22 protein-coding genes are annotated in these 20,350 nt (G+C 28.7%); 6 read left to right on the top strand and 16 right to left on the bottom strand.

What is annotated here, in order from left to right; translation table 11 throughout:
* Positions 1–29: 29 nt before the first annotated feature.
* Positions 30–446: an Rrf2 family transcriptional regulator gene (locus R3X25_RS00395; RefSeq protein WP_317670720.1), complete on the top strand. Its 417-nt coding sequence runs from the start codon at positions 30–32 to the stop codon at positions 444–446.
* Positions 447–506: 60 nt separating this feature from the next.
* Here the strand turns inward: R3X25_RS00395 and R3X25_RS00390 are convergent, their stop codons facing one another.
* The 5 genes from R3X25_RS00390 to R3X25_RS00370 form a co-directional block, all read right to left on the bottom strand.
* Positions 507–2,315 carry a hypothetical protein gene (locus tag R3X25_RS00390; RefSeq protein WP_317670718.1) on the bottom strand — a complete coding sequence of 603 codons (1,809 nt, stop codon included), beginning with the start codon at positions 2,313–2,315 and terminating at the stop codon, positions 507–509.
* A gap of 160 nt (positions 2,316–2,475) precedes the next feature.
* On the bottom strand, positions 2,476–3,210 hold the full coding sequence (locus R3X25_RS00385; RefSeq protein WP_317670716.1) for a head GIN domain-containing protein: 735 nt from the start codon (positions 3,208–3,210) through the stop codon (positions 2,476–2,478).
* Between the two features lie 94 nt (positions 3,211–3,304).
* Complete coding sequence (locus R3X25_RS00380) at positions 3,305–5,068, bottom strand: PspC domain-containing protein (protein ID WP_317670714.1); 1,764 nt, start codon at positions 5,066–5,068, stop codon at positions 3,305–3,307.
* Entirely contained in the window at positions 5,061–5,405 is a 345-nt protein-coding gene (locus R3X25_RS00375; protein WP_317670712.1) for a PadR family transcriptional regulator, read from the bottom strand. The genes R3X25_RS00380 and R3X25_RS00375 overlap by 8 nt, the downstream gene beginning before the upstream one ends.
* A gap of 30 nt (positions 5,406–5,435) precedes the next feature.
* Complete coding sequence (locus R3X25_RS00370; RefSeq protein WP_317670710.1) at positions 5,436–5,813, bottom strand: DUF4870 domain-containing protein; 378 nt, start codon at positions 5,811–5,813, stop codon at positions 5,436–5,438.
* A gap of 153 nt (positions 5,814–5,966) precedes the next feature.
* On the opposite strand from R3X25_RS00370, the gene R3X25_RS00365 reads away from it, so the two are divergent.
* Together R3X25_RS00365 and R3X25_RS00360 are read left to right on the top strand one after the other, a co-directional pair.
* A complete protein-coding gene (locus tag R3X25_RS00365) occupies positions 5,967–6,425 on the top strand; it encodes a DUF4442 domain-containing protein (RefSeq protein ID WP_317670708.1) in 459 nt (152 codons plus the stop codon).
* A gap of 5 nt (positions 6,426–6,430) precedes the next feature.
* Entirely contained in the window at positions 6,431–7,231 is an 801-nt protein-coding gene (locus R3X25_RS00360) for a TIGR00266 family protein (RefSeq protein ID WP_317670698.1), read from the top strand.
* Between the two features lie 51 nt (positions 7,232–7,282).
* Here R3X25_RS00360 and R3X25_RS00355 read toward each other — a convergent pair whose 3' ends face one another.
* The 4 genes from R3X25_RS00355 to R3X25_RS00340 form a co-directional block, all read right to left on the bottom strand.
* A complete protein-coding gene (locus R3X25_RS00355; RefSeq protein ID WP_317670696.1) occupies positions 7,283–7,930 on the bottom strand; it encodes a hypothetical protein in 648 nt (215 codons plus the stop codon).
* A 3-nt stretch (positions 7,931–7,933) separates the two neighbouring features.
* Positions 7,934–8,428, bottom strand: coding sequence for a sigma-70 family RNA polymerase sigma factor (locus R3X25_RS00350; protein WP_317670694.1), 495 nt, complete (start codon positions 8,426–8,428; stop codon positions 7,934–7,936).
* 123 nt (positions 8,429–8,551) lie between these two features.
* Positions 8,552–9,250, bottom strand: coding sequence for a DUF4369 domain-containing protein (locus tag R3X25_RS00345; protein WP_317670692.1), 699 nt, complete (start codon positions 9,248–9,250; stop codon positions 8,552–8,554).
* A 53-nt stretch (positions 9,251–9,303) separates the two neighbouring features.
* Positions 9,304–10,605, bottom strand: coding sequence for a DUF819 domain-containing protein (locus tag R3X25_RS00340; protein ID WP_317670690.1), 1,302 nt, complete (start codon positions 10,603–10,605; stop codon positions 9,304–9,306).
* Positions 10,606–10,703: 98 nt separating this feature from the next.
* On the opposite strand from R3X25_RS00340, the gene R3X25_RS00335 reads away from it, so the two are divergent.
* Together R3X25_RS00335 and R3X25_RS00330 are read left to right on the top strand one after the other, a co-directional pair.
* Positions 10,704–12,902, top strand: a complete 2,199-nt coding sequence (locus R3X25_RS00335) for a S46 family peptidase (RefSeq protein ID WP_317670688.1) — start codon at positions 10,704–10,706, stop codon at positions 12,900–12,902.
* A 29-nt stretch (positions 12,903–12,931) separates the two neighbouring features.
* Positions 12,932–15,100, top strand: a complete 2,169-nt coding sequence (locus R3X25_RS00330) for a S46 family peptidase (protein ID WP_317670686.1) — start codon at positions 12,932–12,934, stop codon at positions 15,098–15,100.
* A gap of 52 nt (positions 15,101–15,152) precedes the next feature.
* Here R3X25_RS00330 and R3X25_RS00325 read toward each other — a convergent pair whose 3' ends face one another.
* Genes R3X25_RS00325 through R3X25_RS00305 form a run of 5 tightly spaced genes read right to left on the bottom strand, consistent with a single transcriptional unit; the run spans position 15,153 to position 17,805 of the window.
* Positions 15,153–15,332 (bottom strand): Arc family DNA binding domain-containing protein, encoded by a 180-nt coding sequence (locus R3X25_RS00325; RefSeq protein WP_317670684.1) that lies wholly within the window; start codon positions 15,330–15,332, stop codon positions 15,153–15,155.
* 3 nt (positions 15,333–15,335) lie between these two features.
* Positions 15,336–16,274, bottom strand: coding sequence for an alpha/beta hydrolase (locus R3X25_RS00320; protein ID WP_317670682.1), 939 nt, complete (start codon positions 16,272–16,274; stop codon positions 15,336–15,338).
* Positions 16,267–16,770: a hypothetical protein gene (locus R3X25_RS00315; protein WP_317670680.1), complete on the bottom strand. Its 504-nt coding sequence runs from the start codon at positions 16,768–16,770 to the stop codon at positions 16,267–16,269. The genes R3X25_RS00320 and R3X25_RS00315 overlap by 8 nt, the downstream gene beginning before the upstream one ends.
* Entirely contained in the window at positions 16,770–16,943 is a 174-nt protein-coding gene (locus R3X25_RS00310) for a DUF4177 domain-containing protein (protein ID WP_317670678.1), read from the bottom strand. Before R3X25_RS00310 ends, R3X25_RS00315 begins: the two co-directional genes overlap by 1 nt.
* A 1-nt stretch (position 16,944) precedes the next feature.
* Positions 16,945–17,805 carry an SPFH domain-containing protein gene (locus R3X25_RS00305; RefSeq protein WP_317670676.1) on the bottom strand — a complete coding sequence of 287 codons (861 nt, stop codon included), beginning with the start codon at positions 17,803–17,805 and terminating at the stop codon, positions 16,945–16,947.
* 115 nt (positions 17,806–17,920) lie between these two features.
* On the opposite strand from R3X25_RS00305, the gene R3X25_RS00300 reads away from it, so the two are divergent.
* The gene (locus R3X25_RS00300) at positions 17,921–18,697 is read left to right on the top strand and encodes a S1/P1 nuclease (RefSeq protein ID WP_317670674.1); all 777 of its coding nucleotides are present in this window, start codon (positions 17,921–17,923) and stop codon (positions 18,695–18,697) included.
* Positions 18,698–18,701: 4 nt separating this feature from the next.
* Here the strand turns inward: R3X25_RS00300 and R3X25_RS00295 are convergent, their stop codons facing one another.
* Together R3X25_RS00295 and R3X25_RS00290 are read right to left on the bottom strand one after the other, a co-directional pair.
* Positions 18,702–19,316, bottom strand: a complete 615-nt coding sequence (locus R3X25_RS00295; RefSeq protein WP_317673369.1) for an RluA family pseudouridine synthase — start codon at positions 19,314–19,316, stop codon at positions 18,702–18,704.
* 332 nt (positions 19,317–19,648) lie between these two features.
* On the bottom strand, positions 19,649–20,326 hold the full coding sequence (locus tag R3X25_RS00290; protein WP_317670672.1) for a hypothetical protein: 678 nt from the start codon (positions 20,324–20,326) through the stop codon (positions 19,649–19,651).
* Between the last annotated feature and the right edge of the window lie 24 nt (positions 20,327–20,350).

Here is a 20,350-nt window from a genome sequence, read left to right as displayed (position 1 = left end):
TTCTAGTTAACTTTTTTGTAATTTTAACTATGCTTTCAAAAAAGACAAAATACGGTTTAAAAGCTTTAAGTTATTTGGCAAAACAAGAACCAAATGTTCCTGTTTTAATATCAGATATTTCTGAATCTGAAAATATTTCAAAAAAATTTTTAGAAAGTATTTTATTGCTTCTTAAAAAAAATGGAGTACTTGCATCTAAAAAAGGAAAGGGTGGAGGTTATTATTTATTAAAACCTGCTGAAGAAATAAAAATATCAACAGTTATTAGAGTTTTGGAAGGTCCAATTGCAATGTTGCCTTGTGTAAGTTTAAATTATTACCAACAATGTGATGATTGTAAAACAGAAGAAGCTTGTAGTTTAAATAGATTAATGGTTGAAGTTAGAGATAGTACACTTAAAATTTTAGAAAATAAAACACTCGCTAACTTTCATTGCGGAGATTAGATTAAAAAGATAGAATAAAAAAAGGTGTTTCATTTGAAACACCTTTTTTATTTTTTATAGTTATGCTTTAACTAAAGTAGGAACTTCAATTTCAAAAAGCTCATTTTTAATTCGTTCTAATTCTTTTAAAAGAACTTCATTACTAGTTTCAAAATAATTTTTTGTTGAAGAAAATAAATCTTGATAATAAGAAATACCATCGTTTAAATTAGTTTGAAAAGTAGTTAAATATTTTTCATTTTTTTTATTCAACGAGTCTGATAACTCGGTTACTTTATTTGAAAAATAATCTACATACATAGTTAATTCTTTAATAAATAAATTAGGTCTATTAGTTACTTCAATAATATTATTTTTTCCGTAAATATGATCAACCATATCTTTTAAAGAAACTTTTTTAGTGTAATAAGCCATATTAGGACCAGGGCAAATTGCAACACCTTGGTCTTGACCTTTTCTTTCAATACCATAAGCAATTAACGATGAATTTGCTAAACCTTCACACAAACAAGTTTTATCAGTAATAGCTTTATACTTTTTAGTATAATCTTCAGTACTTAAACCTTCTAATTTTAATTCCTCAATTTTTTGAGTTTGTAATTTTTTAGAAGCTAAACAAATAGGTTTTCCTTTTTCGTCCATACTTAAAGCTAAAAACTTTTTAGGACATGGACTTCCTGGTTTTCCTTCGGCAATTTTTGCGTTTTTAATTATTTCGTTAGATGAACCTCTAACGCTATTAAAAGGAACACCTAAAGGAGAAACATTACTTAAATATAAATCTTCTTCTTTAGCTTTAATTAAAACGTCCATAGTTGCAGGTTCAACAGTTGTAGCTTCTGGAACTAATAAAAATGGCGTTCCCCAACCAATTGAATCAACATTGTAGTTGTCTAATAAAAAGTTATGTTCTTTAGAATTTCCAACACCACCTTGTACGGTAATATTTAAATTCATTTTTTCAGTTGGAACTATTTTTCCTTTACTTTCTAGAGCAGCAGTAAGTATTTGTGATACTTCACTTTTTAAATCTTCTTTATTTGTTTTAAATTCTTCTAATATTGGTCCCATTAAATAACCATCAGAAGCAAAAGCATGTCCGCCACAATTTAAGCCAGATTCAATTCTATATTCTGAAACCCACAAGCCTTTCTTAGCTAGAAATTTACCTTGAATTATTGCAGATCTATAATCACTTACTTTAAGAATAATTTTCTTTTTTAGTTCTCCTTTTTTATTAGGGAAAAAATCTTCAAATTCTTCAAAATAGCTATAAAGTCTTGGATTCATTCCGGCAGATAAAATAATTGAAGATTCTAAATTACTATTGGCAAACCCTCTTAACGCTGCATGTGCATCATTAAATTCATTAGGAAGTTTTTCGTTTCCTTTAAAATTAGGTTTGTCTAATTTAGTCATAATGTTAACATCGATACTACCTAGTTTTAGGTTTTCTTCAATCCAATTATGAACTTCTTCTTTTATTTTGTTGTGCTTAAATGTTTTAGTGAAACTTTGTTTTAGTTCAGAAAAATCTGGAAGCATTTCCATGTATTTATCAAATTCACTATGCTTTTCGTCAAAGCTATGCTTCAAATTCTCAAATTTAGCTTTTACAATAGTATCAACTGTATTTAAGTATGAAGTTATTCTTTTAGCTCTAAAATCTTCAACTTTGTTTGAAATTGATTTAAACGGAAGTTCAAATTTGTTAGAGTAATATTCATTCATTTTCTCAACTATAACATCATCAACTATTGACATAACTGATGATATACCGTATTTAGCAACCTTTATTGGACTATCTAATGTAAAAGATAACCCCATAACTGGTATGTGAAAAGAATGACCTTTATTAATTTTTGTCATATTAATTTCTTAAAAATTGTTTATTAAACATGTAAAAGTACGTATAACTAAAGTTAAATTCAGTTAAATTTTAATTAATAATTGTGCATGCATAATAAAATAAAGTCGGTTTGCAACCTAATACAAACCGACTTTTTCCAATTAAATATATAAATTGGAGTTAGCTTCCTGATACACTTCCTCCTGAAGAAGTATTTTTATCTATGTTTTTTGGACTTCCTTTATAATCTATATCTCCACCGCTACTAGCTTTAGCTGTAAGGTTTTCTTTAACATTTACATCTATATTAGCACCGCTGCTAACTTTTGCTGAAACATCCATAGCAGTTAATTCATCGGCATCAATAGAACTTCCGCTGCTTGCTTTTGCAGTTAGTTTATCTGTTTCTCCATATATATCTATATCTGCTCCACTTGAAGTTGAACTTTCAATTTCTATTGTTTCAACAGTGGCTTTTATAGAACTTCCACTACTTGAGTCTAATATTAAAGTTTCAGATTGAATGGTGTTTTCGGTTTTTACTGAAGCACCACTAGATGTACTAATTTCTGATATATTTTTGGTGGTTAAATACACTTTTCTAGCTTTTGCTTTATATACATTTTTATCGAAATAGATTTTTAATTGGTTGTTTTTAACTTCTGTTATTAATAAATCAATAATATTTTCATCTGCTTCTACATTAATTTCAGTAGTATTACCTTGAGTTAAATAAAGGCTAATTCCTTGTTGGACTTTTATTTTGTCAAAATCTGAACTTATGTTTCGATCTTCAGAAATTACATTTCTGTTTCCTTTTACACCTGTAATACCTTCAACTATACATGATGTAGTTGATAAAAGAGTTAGAATTATTAGCGTAATAAATAGCGTAATTTTAGTTAAAGTGTTCATAATTAGTTTGTTTTGTTTACTCAAAAGTATTGATTTGTTGTTTTATTTTTAAACTTTACTTACTGAATTGTAATATTTTAATGATGAGTTGTATTTAGTCTATTGTAATTCCATTTTCATCAATATTAACTTCAGCATTATTGTTTGCATCTTTAATTTTTACTTTCACTCCGTTTTCATCAATTTTTAATTTAAAATGCTCGTTTTCTTCTTTGTATTCTTTTCCAAAAATTTTAGGATTACAATCCAAACATTCCAATCCGTTTTCAGTCATTTTATAATAGTTTTTTGGCATGTTTCTATCTCTAATATTTTGAATATTATCAACATCGTATAAGAATGAACTGGTTGTTTTGTCTAAATAAAGTATAGCTCCAACTGGTAAATAAATATTTACATCAATTTGTTGTTCTTTAAATTTGTTTTTGAATTCGGATAAAAAATAGCCGTTTAAGTTTAAATTATTATCCGTTAAATTAAATTGATATTCTATAGATTCAGCAGATTCATTTGCTGTTAATCTACTTTTTCCTTCAGATTCTTTTCTAATTTTAACAAATGCATTTAGTTTGTCTGTAGCTTTTACATCAACATTAATTCTGTTTGAGTATAACTTTTTAATTTCATTATCATAAACAGTTTCAAAACTATACCGTCTGCGTAATTCTCTATTTACTGAAAGGTTATCGTCACCTATCATTTTAATTTTTATAGTATCATTTTGTACAATTGGTAATTCTTCAGTTTGGTTAAAAACTCCATCATATGCGGTTTGTGTTGCATAATTAATTCCAGCAAAACCTAACCCTAGTAATGAAATTATCCAAATACCTAAAAGAGAAAGTTTTGTAGTTGTACTGAATGATTTTACATTGCTAGAAATAATTTTTAAACCTAATAGAAATAGCACTACAAAAGGTACAGCAACTGCAAGAAACAGAAATATACCTAGTACCCAACTTGGAATAACTGAATTCATCATAAAAGCAGGTAAATCCATAAATACTGGTGAATCATGAAATTCTCCTCCAAAATCAAACAGTCCAATACTTCCAATAGATAATAAAGCTATTATGCCACCAATAATTATTATTGAAGATATTAGTATTAACAGCGCTCCAATAAATTTACCAAGTACGTTAAAAATTGCAGATACTATTTTTGCTATAATATCAATTAATTCTTGAAAACCTGATTTTGCTTTATTTTGAATATCGCTTTTTTTTAAAGAGTCAGTTACATTATTTACACCATCTTTTATATTTTCAGAAACATCGTTAAATTCTTCTCTAATTTTTTTTTCTATGTTTGAAATATTTACAGGTTCACCTTTCATTTGTAATTTTTCAGTAGTGGTTTCAGCTACAGGAACTAGTATCCATAATAAAGGATAGATAAAAAAGCCAACACCAAATCCAAAAGCAAGTACTAACCAAATAATACGCATCCAAATAACATCTTCCATTCCAATATAGTGAGATAACCCTGAACAAACTCCACCTAAAAATTTATCGTCACCATCTCTAAATAATTTTTTAGCATTAGTACGTGGTCTGGATTTGTATTGAGGAGCATCGTCAAAAATTTCTTCATCTACCATATAGTCTTCGGGTTTACCCATAATTTTGGTAACCTCATCAATATCAGCTTCATTTACAACCTGGCGAGCGTCTTTAACTCTTTCAGAAAGCAATTCACCAATTCTAAGTTCAATATCATTTATAATTTCATCTCTTCCTTGTGGATCATCACTTAAAGATCTTCTAATAGCATCTAAATAGCGTTTCAATTTCTGATAAGCAATTTCATCAATGTGAAAAAAGATACCTCCTAAATTTATATTAATTGTCTTATTCATTGTTAGTTGGTTTTTTGGTAGTTACTAAATTTACAGCCTCTACAAGCGCACTCCACGTGGTGTTTAATTCTTTTAAAAACAAGATTCCTGTTTCGGTTAAGGCGTAATATTTTCTTGGTGGTCCAGATGTTGATTCTTCCCAGCGATAGCTTAAAAGACCAGCATTTTTTAGTCTAGTTAATAAAGGGTAAACAGTCCCTTCAACAACTAATAGTTTAGCATCTTTAAGTTGCGAAAGTATTTCAGAAGTGTATGCATCACCATCTTGTAAAATGGAAAGAATACAGAATTCTAAAACTCCTTTTCGCATTTGTGCTTTTGTGTTTTCTATCTTCATAAGTGAGATTTATTTTTTAAAAGCGTTTTATTATTTTATAAATTCTATAGTTAAAGGATATCTATACGGTTCATTTCTATTAGCTTTAATTGCAGCTTGTAATATTAGAATAAATCGAATAATTGCAATAATTACAACAATTGAAACACCTCCAAAAATTCCAAAAAAGTTTGGAAAATCGAAAAATGAAGTTGAAAAAACACTTAATCCAAATACAAAACTGTAAAGTAAAAAGCTTAAGTTAAAGTTCACTGCTTCTTTTCCGTGCATATCTAGAAATGCACTTTCATCTTTTTTTAATTGCCAAAAAATTAGTGGAACTATTATTCCCCCTAATGGAAAAACATAACTTGCAAAAGCAGATATATGTATTAAAAAAGCATTGTTTGTTTCCGTTTGTGTAGTCATTTTATGTATAACCTTTTAGTTTCTTATGCAAATATATATATAAAAAACAGTACTATGCAAACCATAGTACTAAAATTTAACATAATTTAACATATAATTATTTTTTTTGAACTTGAAAAATTTGCATAACTTTAAAAAATAAATCATACGTTGATGAAATTAACTAGAAAAAAATTAAATAAATTTTTAATGTTTAAGCTTCCTTCGGCTTATTTGTGTGGTGTACGCTTAAGCAACCTTTTAAATAATAGTGCAACTGTAACGGTTAGACATAGATGGATTAATCAAAACCCATTTAAATCTATGTACTTTGCTGTACAATCTATGGCTGCAGAATTAAGTACTGGTGCTTTGGTAATTGCTAAAATTATGGAGAGTAATCAAAAAATATCTATGTTGGTAACTAATCATCAAGGTAGTTTTAGTAAAAAAGCTACGGGTAAAATTACTTTTACATGTGAAGATGGACATTTAATAGATGCAGCAATAGAAAAAACAATTGAAACTGGAGAAGGTCAAACCTTTGTAATGCATTCATTAGGAAAAAATGAACAGAATGAAACAGTTTCAACTTATCAATTTGAATGGAGTATAAAATTAAAATCTAAATAAAAATTATGAATGCACACGAAATAAATTACCATATTTATGGAGAAGAAATGCAGTATGTTGAAATAGAATTAGATCCACAAGAAGCTGTTGTTGCTGAATCTGGAAGTTTTATGATGATGAATGATGGTATAAGGATGGACACTATTTTTGGAGATGGAGCAAATCAAGATGAAGGAATATTAGGCAAATTGTTTTCAGCAGGTAAAAGACTATTAACAGGTGAAAGTTTGTTTATGACGGTTTTTTCAAATAATGGATCAACTATAAAAAAGGTTTCTTTTGCTTCACCTTATCCAGGTCAAATAATACCAATTGATTTAAGTGAATTTGGAGGGAAATTTGTTTGTCAAAAAGATGCTTTTCTATGTGCAGCTAAAGGAGTTTCAGTTGGTATTGAGTTTTCAAAAAAATTAGGAAGAGGTTTATTTGGAGGTGAAGGTTTTATTATGCAAAAATTAGAAGGTGATGGTTTAACTTTTGTACATGCTGGTGGAACAATGTTTAAAAAAAGATTAGAATCGGGAGAAGTTTTAAAAGTTGATACAGGTTGTGTTGTTGGCTTTACAAAAGATATAGATTACGATATTGAATTTGTTGGAGGAATTAAAAACACTGTTTTTGGTGGTGAAGGATTATTTTTTGCTACTTTAAAAGGGCCAGGAACTGTGTATGTACAGTCGTTACCATTTAGTAGATTGGCAGGTAGAATTCTTGCTTTAGCTCCACAAACGGGAAATAAAACTAGAGGTGAAGGAAGTTTATTAGGTGGAATTGGAGATATTTTAGATGGTGATAATAGGATTTAAATAAAACTGTAATGCATAAAAAAACCGAAGTAATTACTTCGGTTTTTTTTATTAAATTTCTAATGAGGCCAACTCTTTATAATTTTTTTTGAGTCTTTTAATTAGAATACCATAAATTATTCTATAAAACACCCAGATAAATAACGAGGCTATAATAATTGTTATTACTTGTATAATAATAAAAGTTTTAACAAATGTTTCTGGGTTAATATCTATACTAATATTGTATTGTTCTCTGTAAAAATCTAATAAATGTTCAGGGTTTATTAGAAAAAAGGTATTCATTAAAACTGATAAAATTATAAAACCAGCAATATTGAAAATTATATAGTATTTTACTGTTTTTCTGGTTTTTAAAATATTGTTCATTAACTTTTTAGTTGTATCTGTAACCGAAATTGCTTTGTAATTTCTATAAAACAAATAGATAAAACCAAATAATACTAGGTAGTAAATAATATAAGTAACTTTTAAAAAGCCCATTAAATTAAATTCTTCAAATATAGCAAATGAACTATCAGGGAAAAACAAGTTTAATGCACTCCAAAAAACTAATTCTGCAATACAAATAATTAATAACCATTTTACAATTGAAGATGATTTTTTATGAATTAAGTTATAAATTTCATCAAAACTTAATTTAGGGTACGTTGATTCTTTCTTTTTCCAGTCCTTTTTCAGTAAATCTAATTCTTCCATACCTTAAGGGTTTAATATTTTTTTTAATCGTGTTTTAATTCTATTCATTTTAACACGAGCATTCACTTCACTAATACCTATTGTTTCAGAAATTTCCTTGTAATTTTTATCTTCTAAATACAAAAATATTAGAGCTTTATCTATGTCTGATAATTGATGTATTGCTTTATACATTAATTTTAATTGTTCTTCTTCAGTATTATCATAATTTGTAGCTTCAATTTTATGTAAAACAGTATCAAAATCTTGTGTTCTTATACTTCTTTTAGATTTTCTATATAGCGTAATAGCTGTATTTAAACCAATTCTGTACATCCAAGTACTAAACTTTGAATCTCCTCTAAATTTTGGATATGCTTTCCATAATTGAATGGTTATTTCTTGAAACAAATCATTGTGCGCCTCTTGGTTAGATGTATAAATTCTACACACTTTATGAATTATATTCTGGTTCTTTTGAAATTCAGAAATAAATTTATGTTCAAGTTTTTTATCCACAAGTTAAAGTTAGTTCAACTAATTAGTAGTGTTAATAGTTGAATTGTTACATTTTTGTAAAAATAAAAAAGCAACTCATTTTAGAATTGCTTTTTTACGTATTTTTTGAAGAAATATGAATTGTTATTTTTCATTTTCTTTAATTCTAAGTATAAACTCATCCAAAGCAACTCCATATTTTGAAGCCTTAATTTTTTTGGTTAACGAGTTGTTTATGGTGTCTAATAATTTTACGTTAGCATAGTTTAATTCGGCTAAAGCAAGGTAAGGTGCAATTTCACTATTGTTATGGTTTACCGCATAATTAACGGTATAGTAAAATTTTCTTCGTAATAATTGTTGCTCATTGTATTTAATAGCGTTTAAAAGCGAATCATTATCGTTTTTTTGAGCTTCAAACTTATCTTTAATAATGTCTAATTGTTTGCTATTAAATTTCATTATCATTTCTTTATGCTCATCATACATTTCCTGGTTTTTTGAACCTTTTACTTCAGCAGCATATTCAAATTTTTCTAATTTTGTTGTGATTGTAATTTCTCCTTTTTCACCAAAAAAAGGAATTATTTTATCAGCAGAATTATTTAATTGTAAGTAATACATTTCAGGACTTTCAACATGATCAACTAAAGTAAAAGTACTTTCGCCTTCTACAAAAGCTGAATCTACAGCAACAATTGCTGTATCTTTCATTTTTTGTAAATAAATAGTTCCCTTTTTAAGTCCTTTAACTGTTCCATTTACGGTCATATTTCCAGTTTTGCTTTTTCCACAAGAAATAATTAGTAAAGCAACAATTATATATTTTAAAATATTTTTCATTTTCTATCTTTTACATTACAAATATCTATCAAAAAATTCACTAAAAAAAGAAATTAAGGCGCAACTATTCGCATTAATTCAGCAGTTAACATAGCTCCGTAAGTTCCAACTACATAGCCAAAAACAGCTAATAATACTCCTACAGTTGCTAACGATGGATGAAAAGCAGCAGCTACAACTGGAGCAGAAGCAGCACCTCCAACATTTGCTTTACTACCAATTGCTAAAAAGAAATATGGAGCTCTAATTAATTTTGCCATAATTATTAGTAAAACTACGTGCGTTGCCATCCAAACTAAACCAACTACTAATAAACCAGGATTGTCTAATATTTTTGTTAAGTCCATTTTCATACCAATTGATGCTACTAAAATGTAAATAAATACACTTCCAATTTTACTAGCTCCGGCACCTTCATATTTTTTTAATCCAGTAAACGAAAGTAAGATTCCTAAAAATGTAGCAATACTTATCATCCAGAAAAATTGTGATCCAAATGAAGACATTGCTGATTTAGGATCTGCAACAGCGGCAATGTTTTCTTTTAAATATGATGATATACTTTCAGCTCCCCAATGTGATAAACCTACAACCGTAAAAGCAATACCTAATATTACCATAAAATCAGTTAATGAAGGGTTTCTCGAAATTCTTGCTCCATAACTAGAAACCTTATCTTTTAAATCTTCAATAGCAGATGTATCTGCTTTTAACCATTTATCAATTTTATCTTTTTTACCAATTCCAAATAAAAGTATAGCCATCCAAATATTTGCAACTACAATATCTACAATTACAAAACTAGCATAGTTAGCTTGATTAAATTTATAGATTTCTAACATTGCAGCTTGGTTTGCTCCACCACCAATCCAGCTTCCAGCTAATGTTGCTAAACCTCTCCAAACAGCATCAAAGTCAGCTCCTCCAACTGTTTCAGGAGATACTAACGAGACTAAAAGTATAGCAATTGGACCACCAATAATAATACCGGCAGTTCCGGTTAAAAACATAATTAATGCTTTTGGACCCAAATTAAAAACCGCTTTTAAGTCTATGCTTAAAGTCATTAAAACTAAAGCAGCAGGTAATAGAAATCTACTCGCCACATAATATGCTTGAGAACTATGTTTAGTAATTTCCCCAGTATTGTCAATAGTTTTCCATTCAGGAGAAATTAACCCAATTGTTGTAAAAGCAGCAGGCAACATATAAGCCATTAATAATGCAGGAATAACTTTGTAGAATTTTTTCCAAAATTTATTCTCACTATTAGAAGTATAAAAAACAAATCCCAAGCAAAGCATTAATATTCCAAAAACAATGGTGTCTTGTGTAAAAAAGGGTGTAGTATTCATGTATTTTTTTGATTTTTGCTAAAATACATTTTTTTAGGAAGTTTTTAAGATTAAAAATTTTCGGTTTATGTATATTTGGAAGATTAAACAATTAACAAATGAAATTTATAAAATATTACTTTTTACTAGCACTTATTATAGTTTCTTGTAAAACCACTCAAGAAACAACAAAAGTTGCTACAACCCAAACTCAAACTGTAGACACTCGTGAAATTCAAGGAGGAATGTGGATTCCTTCATTATTAAAAGGAATGAATGAGAACGAGATGAAATTACTTGGAGGTAAATTATCTGCTGAAGAAATTTATTCAGTAAATAATTCTAGTTTAAAAGATGCTATTGTGCATTTTAATGGTGGTTGTACTTCTGAAGTTATTTCACCAAATGGATTATTATTAACTAATCATCACTGTGGTTACGGTGTAATTCAATCACATTCTAGTGTTGAACACGATTATTTAAAAGATGGTTTTTGGGCAAAAAGTTATGCTGAAGAATTACCTAATAAAAACTTTTCTGTAACTTTTATTAAAAGAATTGATGATGTAACCACAGCTATTTTTGAAGGTGTAACTGATGAAATGGATGAAGCTGCAAAAATGAAATTAATAAATCAAAATATTTTAAAAGTTAATAAAGCTGCTCAAAAAGAAGCTTGGCAAGATTCTAATGTAAAATCTTTTTACAACGGAAATCAATATTTATTATTTGTTACTGAAGAGTTTACAGATGTTCGTTTAGTTGGTGCTCCACCAACATCTATAGGGAAATTTGGTTCTGATACCGATAACTGGATGTGGCCTAGACATACAGGGGATTTCTCAATGTTTAGAATTTATGCTGATAAAGATAATAAGCCTGCAGAATATTCAAAAGATAATGTTCCTTATAAACCTGCGCATCATTTACCAATTTCGTTAGATGGAGTTGAAGAGAATGATTTTACATTAGTTTTTGGTTTTCCAGGTAGAACAGACGAATATTTACCTGCTGTAGCAATTGATCAAACAGTAAACGTATTAAATCCTGCAAAAATTGAAGTTCGTGAGAAAGCATTAAAAATTGTAGATGGATTTATGCGTAATGATAGAGCTATTAAAATTAAATATGCATCAAAATATGCTTCAATAGCAAACTATTGGAAAAAATGGATTGGAGAAAATCAAGGAATTGAAAAATCAAACGCCATTCAAAAGAAGAAAGATTTAGAAGCTGAATTTTCTAAAATTGTAGATGAAAAAGATTTAGTAGGTTACAAAACATTACTTTCTGATTTTGAAACGTTATACAAGGAAACTGAAGCAGTTTCATTAGCTAGAGATTATTGGATTGAAGTGGCTTATAGAAATGTAGAACTTTTAGGTATTACTTTTAGAGCTTTTCAATTAGAACAAGCATATTTAAGAGGCGGTGAAGAGGCTTTTGAAAGAGTTAGAACTTCAGGAATAAATAGATTAAAAGGAACGTACAAAAATTATAGTGCAAAAGTAGATAAGCCTGTTTTTGAAAAGCTAGTTAGTTTATATGCTGAAAAAGCACCATCAGATTATGTGCCAGATTCTATGAAAAATGTTGATTTTTCATTATTAACAAATACTATTTATGCAAACTCTAAATTAACAACTTTTGAAGGTGCTGAAGAATTATTTAGCGGAACTGCTAAAGAAGTAATTGAGAAATTAAACGCAGATCCGGCTTATACTTTTGGAAAAGATTTACACAGTACTTTTTACTTTAAAATAGAACCAAAATTTCAAGAGTTAAATTTAAAAATAGAAGCAGTTCAAAAAGAGTATATGAAGGCTTTAATAGAAGTTTTCCCTAACAAACGCTTTTTCCCAGATGCAAATAGCACATTGCGTGTAACTTATGGACAAGTAAAAGGTTACGCTCCAAAAGATGGAATGCGTTACGGAAACACAACGTATTTAAAAGGTGTATTAGAAAAATATGTACCTGGAGATTATGAGTTTGATGTACCTAAAAAGTTAATAGAATTGTACAATACTAAAAATTACGGGCAATATGCAGATAACGGAAAAATGCCAGTTTGTTTTATTGGAACTAACCATACAACGGGTGGAAATTCAGGAAGCCCAGCAATTGATGCTGAAGGTAATTTAATAGGACTTAACTTTGATAGAGTTTGGGAAGGAACTATGAGTGATTTAAATTACGATGCTGATATTTGTAGAAATATAATGGTAGATGTACGTTATGTATTATTTATTGTAGATAAGTTTGCTGGAGCTCAAAATTTAATAGATGAGATGACTTTAGTTCATCCAAAAAAATAAAAATCAATCAATTATTAATTATATAGAACATGAAAAACTTTAAATCGTATTTACTACTTGCTATTGCATTTATTTCAATTAATGCATTTGCGCAGGTTGATACAAAAAAAATTCAAGGCGGAATGTGGATTCCTTCATTATTAGAAGGAATGAATGAAAACGAAATGCAGTTATTAGGAAGTAAAATGACTGCCGAAGATATTTATTCAGTAAACAAATCTAGTTTAAAAGATGCTATTGGGCATTTTGGAAATGGTTGTACTTCTGAAATGATTTCTTCACAAGGATTATTATTAACAAACCACCACTGTGGATACAGTAGAATTCAATCGCATTCAAGTGTTGAACATGATTATTTAAAAGATGGTTTTTGGGCTAAATCTATGGATGAAGAATTAGCAAATCCAGGTTTAACAGTTACATTTATTAAAAGAATAGACGATGTTACCAATCAAGTTATGGCTGGTGTAACTGAAGATATGGACGAAGCAGCAAAAGCTGGTTTAGTAAACAAAAATATTCAAAAAGTTACAGAGGCAGCTCAAAAAGAAGCATGGCAAAGTGCTTATACACGTGAGTTTTTTAAAGGAAATCAATACTTATTATTTGTTGTTGAAACGTTTACAGATGTTCGTTTAGTTGGAGCACCACCATCATCAATTGGAAAATTTGGAGCTGATACAGATAACTGGATGTGGCCACGCCATACAGGAGATTTCTCTATGTTTAGAGTATATGCTGATGCAAATAATAGACCAGCAGAATATTCAAAAGATAATAAGCCTTATACACCAGCACATCACTTACCAATCTCTTTAGATGGTGTTGAAAAATATGATTTTTCAATGGTTTTTGGTTTTCCAGGAAGAACAAACGAATATTTACCAGCAGTTGGTGTAGATCAAATTGTAAATAAACTAAATCCTGCAAAAATTGAAGTTAGAGAAAATGCGTTGAAAATTATCAATGAGTTTATGAGAGCTGACCAAGAAATTAAAATTAAGTATGCTTCAAAATATGCTGGAGTTGCTAATTATTGGAAAAAATGGATTGGTGAAAATCAAGGTATTCACCAAACAAATGCTATTGAATTAAAACGTGAACTAGAAGCTGATTTTACTAAAAAAGTAGCTGAAAAAGATTTAGAAGGTTATTCAACTTTATTAGCTGATTTTGAAACATTATATAAAGAAATAGAAGAGGTTTCTTTAGCACGTGATTATTGGATTGAGGTTGCTTATAGAAATGTAGAATTGTTAGCAAATTCATTTAGAACTTTTCAATTAGAACAAGCTTATACTAGAGGTGGAGAAGCTGCTTTTGAACAAGCTAGAACTAGAGTTTTAGAAAGTTTAGAAGGAACATTTAAAAATTACAGTGCAAAAGTAGATGAGCCTGTATTTGCTCGTTTAGTTAGTTTATATGCTGAAAAAGCACCTGCTGAATATGTACCTGAAAACATGAAAAATGTTGATATTGAAGCTTTAACTAAAGATATTTTTACTTCGTCTAAATTAACAAGTTTAGCTGGAGTTGAAGAATTATTAAGTGGTACAGGTGTTGAGGTAATGGCAAAATTGAATGCCGATAAAGGACATGCATTTGGTAAAGAATTACATACTATTTTTTATACTAAAATTGAGCCTACATTTCAAAGTATAAACTTAAAAATTGCAGCTGTTCAAAAAGAATATATGAAAGCTTTAATGGAAGTTTTTCCAAACAAAAGATTTTTCCCAGATGCTAATAGTACGTTACGTGTAAACTATGGTAGAGTAGAAGGTTATCAGCCAAAAGATGGTGTTTTCTACACAACTTCAACTACTTTAAAAGGTGTTATGGAAAAATACAAACCTGGCGACTATGAGTTTGATGTACCTGAAAAATTACGTGATTTATACGAAGCTAAAGATTACGGACAATATGGTGAAAACGGTACTATGCCAGTAAATTATCTATCTACAAACCATATGACTGGTGGAAACTCTGGAAGTCCGGTTGTAGATGGAGAAGGTAATATGGTTGGATTAGCATTTGACACTACTTGGGAAGGTACTATGAGTGATCTACATTTTGATGCAGATATTGTAAGAAGTATTATGGTTGATGTACGTTATGTATTATTTATTATTGATAAATATGCTGGTGCAACTAATTTAATTGATGAAATGACGTTAGTTCACCCAAAAAAGAAATAATAACATTTTATATGTTATAAGAAAAAAGCCAAACTTTTAAGTTTGGCTTTTTTTATTCTCCATTATTTTCAGTGGTTTTCTTTTTTGGAAGTCGTTTAGCATCTTTTAAGCATTTATTTAGCATCCATTCTAACTGTCCGTTAGTGGAACGAAACTCATCAGAAGCCCATTTTTCAATAGCTTTTAACATATCTTCGTTTATACGTAATGCAAATGCTTTTTTCTTTGCCATAATTTATTTTAAATTGTTTACAAAAGTACTAATACTTTCAGTTAAATGTGGCATAATTGGTAATTCAGGTTTTGAATACGATGCTATATTCTCGTTTTGATCACCTTTAATTTCTTTAAAAATATGATTCATATTTTCAATAAGTAAAAGTTGGGATGTTGTATTTGCCTTGTGTAATAATTTAGCATCTTCAGTTTTTACTTGAATATCTTTAGTACCGTTTATAATTAGAGTAGGTATAGTTAATTTTTTAATTTCATTTTGAGGATTGTATTTTAACCAAGAAGTTAAAAAAGGTTGTACAGATCTGTTAAATAATGAAGCTAAAAGTGGGTTAAAATCTTCTACAGTATTTCCTTTTTTTAATTCGGAAAGTACATGTTTTGTTTCATCAACTAAATATGGAGCTTGTGATGAAATTTGCTCTGTAATAACTTCATCTATTGGTCTTCCAGCTCCAGCAATAGAAATAAATGCATCAATATTATTTTTAGCAGCTACCATTCCAACTAAACTACCTTGACTGTGACCTATTACAATAATTTTTGAGTAAGAATCTTCATTTTTAAAATATTGAATTACTGATGTAGCTTCATTAATAAAATTGTTAAAGCGTAATGCATTAATTTTTTTGGTATCTTCTTTTGTAAAAGAAAGTACGCTTTTATCGTATCTGTAACTAGCTATGTTTTTTTTAGCTAAACCTTCAGCTAAAAGTTTTAATGAGTTGTTTTTGGTTGCAACACTATTTCCATTTCTATCGGTTGGACCAGAACCTGGAATTATAATAACCAGTTGTGTTTTTTCTTCAGAATTAATGGATATTAGATTGCCATTTAATGTTACTTTTTCTGAAGGAATACTTAATTCAGTATCTGTATAGTTTTGACTAAATACAGAAGTGCAAATAAATAATGCTAGGTATATTAAAATTCTAATCATTTTCTTTGTTGTTATAGTTAATAGCTTGTTCTGCTTTTTCTTTTAGTTGCGTTCCAATTAGTAGTTTTTTACCGCTTTTTAATTCTAACTGAATACCAATATTTCCTGAAATATTATAAGCAATACCTCTTTTAACAAAGAAAAAACCACCTTTAAAACCCCAACCACCATATTCTGAAATTGGATTGTATTTTCTAACATACGCTTTTTCAATTTCTGCCCAAGTAATTGTTTTATACTTTAATTGAATAGGATAAAATTGATATTTAATTCCATCTTTATCTATCCGTGTTTTTAGTTTAATAATTAGTATAAAAGATACTACTAAAATAAATATGACTAACGGTAATAATAAATCTAAATTAGATATTAAATTTTTATCAGTTTTTTCACTCCATTGATTTGTTATTGTAAGTATTGGAGCAATTAATCCAATAATTAAAACAATCATTAACCAAGTTTGAGTAAATTTTTGCGACTCTTCAAATACACGCATTAAACTCTATTTTTATTTCGTTCTAAAACAGCTTTTGTAAAATTACCACTTTGGTTAAATGCAACATTTTTAACTCTCCAACCTTGTGAAGCATGTTTGTTAAATATATCTTCAAAAACAGTATCGCCTGTTTTCCATACACTTTCGGGTTTTACAATTTTATATTCGTACATATTAATGGTTTAAGGTTCCTGCATTTACAATTGGTGTAGCATCTTTATCAGAGCAAAGTACTACCATTAAATTACTTACCATAGCAGCTTTTCGTTCTTCATCTAATTCTACAATATCATTTTTACTTAATTCTTCTAAAGCCATTTCAACCATGCTTACAGCACCTTGAACAATTTTATGTCGTGCAGCAATAATAGCAGTTGCTTGTTGACGTTTTAGCATAGCATTTGCAATTTCTTGTGCGTAGGCTAAATACCCAATTCTAGCTTCTAATACTTCTATTCCAGCCATTTCTAAACGTTCTGAAAGTTCTTTTTCTAATGCTTCACTTACTTCATTTACACTTGCGCGTAGTGTAATTTCTTCTTCTTTGCCTTCATCTTCAAAATTGTCATACGGATATAAGCTAGCTAATTTTCTAACAGCAGCATCAGATTGAACTCGTACAAAATTTTCATAATTGTCAACTTCAAAAGCGGCTTTGTAAGTGTTTTTTACTTTCCAAACAGCTATTGTGCTAATCATAATTGGGTTTCCTAATTTGTCGTTTACCTTAACGCGTTCACTGTCAAAATTACTAGCTCTTAATGAAATTCCTCTTTTTTTATACAATGGATTTGCCCAATAAAATCCGTTTGCTTTTACGGTTCCTATATATTTTCCGAAAAGTAAAATTACTTTTGAAGTATTTGGGTTCACTAAAAAGAAACCAGGCAACACTATAATTAACAATGCAATAGCTATTAAAAATAACCATATAATAGAATTTGTAAGTGCAAAAATACCTCCAACTAAAATTGCAACCAGTACAAATAGCATAAAGTACCCGTTTGATAATTTGATAATTTTTTCTTGTGACATTGTATGTTTGGTTTAAGTGATATTAAAATGATATCATAAAGATATAAATATTTTTTTAATATTTCCAAATTTATGCAGTATTATTTTTACTAACTTTGCTGCAAATATTTTAGAAGTGAAAAAAGTAATAGTAATAATAGCCGTATTTTTTATAATTCCATTAAAAGCTAATAATCCAAATTGGGGACAAACAGGTCATAGAACCATTGGAGATATTGCAACAAAATATTTAAAAGGAAAAACAAAGCGAAATATTAATGAAATATTAGATGGACAGAGTTTAGTTATTGTATCTACTTATGCTGATGAAATTAAATCGGATAGAAAATATAGTAAGTATAGTGTTTGGCATTATGTAAATAAACCTTTTGAAAAAACTTACCAAGATGCAGAGAAAAATCCGAAAGGAGATTTAGTTACTGGAATTAAAGAATGTGTTGCGATTTTAAAAAATAAAAAATCTTCAAAAGAAGCTAAAGCTTTTCATTTAAAAATGTTAGTGCATTTAATAGGAGATTTACACCAACCAATGCATGTTGGTTTACGAGAAGATAAAGGTGGAAACGATTTTCAGGTTCAATGGTTTGGTAAAGGAACAAACTTACATAGTGTTTGGGATAGTAAAATGTTAGATAGTTATAACATGAGTTATTCTGAATTAACAACTAATATTCCTGAATTTTCAAAAGAGCAAATAAAATTTATTCAAAAAGGAACTTTTGAAGATTGGGTAAATGAAACTGGAGAGCTAGCAAAAATAACTTATGGATCTGCCAAAAGTGGTGAAAACTTAAGTTATAGATATATGTATAATCATTTTAAATTGGCCACTGAACAATTACAAAAAGGAGGTATTCGTTTAGCTAAAGTTTTAAACGATATTTTTGCTTAATTTGTTAATTACAAGTATTGTAGCGCCTTTTTTCTCGAATTAAAAATGTTTTAAATTTACGAGGTATATCTAATTTGAAATGTAGCAATTCAAAAGTTTTTGGATGTTGTAGTTTTATTTCTAAAGCACATAAAAATAATCCTTTACCTTTTTGAAGTGTTTCTGAATTACCGTATAATTTATCACCTAAAATAGGATGACCAATTGAAGCTAAATGAATTCTAATTTGGTGTGTTCTTCCCGTTTTTGGAGCTACTTTTAGACATGATAAATAACCAAATTTTAACGATTTAGAAGTACTTATAATTTCAAAATTAGTTTCGGCTGGTTTATTTTCTATAGGAGAAGTTATAGGGTTATTATTTAAAACGTTTCCTAAAGCTATAGATACATATTTTTTTTGGATACTTTGATTTTCAAATTGTTTACCTAATTCAATTTGAGCTGTTTTTGTTTTTGCAATTACCAAAATACCCGAAGTTTGATTATCTAATCTATGCACAGGTGTTGGCCATTGCAGCGCATCTAGTTGTGTGCTTTTTGTTAAATTAAAAGGTAAAGCATTGTAAACTGTTCTAAATTGATTTCCGCTTACAGTTAATCCAGCAGGTTTGTTAATAATTGCTAAATAGTCATCTTCAAAAATAATAGGTAAACTTAATTTGTATATTTTAGGAGTGTTTGTAACTGTTTCTATTAGCTCAATTATTTGACCGTATGTTACCCAAGTACCAGTTTCAGCTTTTTCTCCATTAATTAAAAATTGTCCACGTTTAATTCCTTTTTTTATTCCACTTTTTGAAGGAATAAAAGTTTTAAAAACAGAAGGAGCATAATCTTGTAAACGAATATTAGAAACTTCTTTTGGAACTGTATGTGAGTGTATTATATTAATGGTAGAATAGAGTTAGAGTTATACAGTAATATGTTTACTAAAGTTGTTTAGGAAATTTAATCTTGTTGAATAACTCCAATAGTTGCAATTTGTCCTGTTGCTAAATTCCATTCTTTAGAGGCAATTAAATTATCATGTTCATCGTAAAGTAATAATTCGGCTGTGTTTGGACCAGATGAACCTTGATTCATTGCCTGAAAATCTACACGATTGTAACCATTTACTAAATGCATATACACCATATAACTACTAGCCTTTAGGCTTATGTTAGTACTTAATGGTTTTTCGTTTAAATATATTTTAATAATATCACCATCTACGTAACTATAATCTCTGCATACAACTCTAACTGTTTTGGCTTTTGTGTAAACAGTACCCATGCTTACACTACTTTTAAGAGTTTTATTAGTAACATCTTTACCTTCCCAATATTTTCTGCCAATAATATCTTTGTCAGGTGGTTTAACCATTAAAAAATCTGGATCAATATTAGGTTTAGAATTGCTAATGGTAGTTGCAATTTTTTTTTCATCTATTTTATTCATGTTGTTTAAATCAACATTTATTGTAGGCGACGTTTTTTCTGTAACTTTTTTTGCTTGTAATAAATTGGTACTTGTTTTAGAAGAAACTTCATTATTAATTTTTTTGAAAGAAGTAGAATCCAATTGTGCGAAAGAATTCAATCCTATTAAAGAAATTAAAAATACTATGTGTTTAAAATTAAATTTCATATACATATTGCTATCAATAAAAGT

This window comes from Lutibacter sp. TH_r2 (assembly GCF_033101135.1).
Taxonomy (GTDB): Bacteria; Bacteroidota; Bacteroidia; order Flavobacteriales; family Flavobacteriaceae; genus Lutibacter.
The sequence above is the reverse complement of the archived record's forward strand: the minus strand, read 5'-3'. Positions and strand labels throughout refer to the sequence as shown.

Excerpts from the sequence above, each read along its gene's own strand:
- R3X25_RS00335 (WP_317670688.1), top strand. The coding sequence starts at position 10,704 with ATGAAATTTATAAAATATTACTTTTTACTAGCACTTATTATAGTTTCT.
- R3X25_RS00375 (WP_317670712.1), bottom strand. The coding sequence starts at position 5,405 with ATGAAGATAGAAAACACAAAAGCACAAATGCGAAAAGGAGTTTTAGAA.
- R3X25_RS00315 (WP_317670680.1), bottom strand. The coding sequence starts at position 16,770 with ATGCGTGTATTTGAAGAGTCGCAAAAATTTACTCAAACTTGGTTAATG.
- R3X25_RS00360 (WP_317670698.1), top strand. The coding sequence starts at position 6,431 with ATGAATGCACACGAAATAAATTACCATATTTATGGAGAAGAAATGCAG.
- R3X25_RS00330 (WP_317670686.1), top strand. The coding sequence starts at position 12,932 with ATGAAAAACTTTAAATCGTATTTACTACTTGCTATTGCATTTATTTCA.
- R3X25_RS00390 (WP_317670718.1), bottom strand. The coding sequence starts at position 2,315 with ATGACAAAAATTAATAAAGGTCATTCTTTTCACATACCAGTTATGGGG.
- R3X25_RS00325 (WP_317670684.1), bottom strand. The coding sequence starts at position 15,332 with ATGGCAAAGAAAAAAGCATTTGCATTACGTATAAACGAAGATATGTTA.
- R3X25_RS00395 (WP_317670720.1), top strand. The coding sequence starts at position 30 with ATGCTTTCAAAAAAGACAAAATACGGTTTAAAAGCTTTAAGTTATTTG.
- R3X25_RS00380 (WP_317670714.1), bottom strand. The coding sequence starts at position 5,068 with ATGAATAAGACAATTAATATAAATTTAGGAGGTATCTTTTTTCACATT.
- R3X25_RS00385 (WP_317670716.1), bottom strand. The coding sequence starts at position 3,210 with ATGAACACTTTAACTAAAATTACGCTATTTATTACGCTAATAATTCTA.
- R3X25_RS00290 (WP_317670672.1), bottom strand. The coding sequence starts at position 20,326 with ATGAAATTTAATTTTAAACACATAGTATTTTTAATTTCTTTAATAGGA.
- R3X25_RS00305 (WP_317670676.1), bottom strand. The coding sequence starts at position 17,805 with ATGTCACAAGAAAAAATTATCAAATTATCAAACGGGTACTTTATGCTA.
- R3X25_RS00345 (WP_317670692.1), bottom strand. The coding sequence starts at position 9,250 with ATGAAAAATATTTTAAAATATATAATTGTTGCTTTACTAATTATTTCT.
- R3X25_RS00310 (WP_317670678.1), bottom strand. The coding sequence starts at position 16,943 with ATGTACGAATATAAAATTGTAAAACCCGAAAGTGTATGGAAAACAGGC.
- R3X25_RS00365 (WP_317670708.1), top strand. The coding sequence starts at position 5,967 with ATGAAATTAACTAGAAAAAAATTAAATAAATTTTTAATGTTTAAGCTT.
- R3X25_RS00340 (WP_317670690.1), bottom strand. The coding sequence starts at position 10,605 with ATGAATACTACACCCTTTTTTACACAAGACACCATTGTTTTTGGAATA.
- R3X25_RS00370 (WP_317670710.1), bottom strand. The coding sequence starts at position 5,813 with ATGACTACACAAACGGAAACAAACAATGCTTTTTTAATACATATATCT.
- R3X25_RS00320 (WP_317670682.1), bottom strand. The coding sequence starts at position 16,274 with ATGATTAGAATTTTAATATACCTAGCATTATTTATTTGCACTTCTGTA.
- R3X25_RS00355 (WP_317670696.1), bottom strand. The coding sequence starts at position 7,930 with ATGGAAGAATTAGATTTACTGAAAAAGGACTGGAAAAAGAAAGAATCA.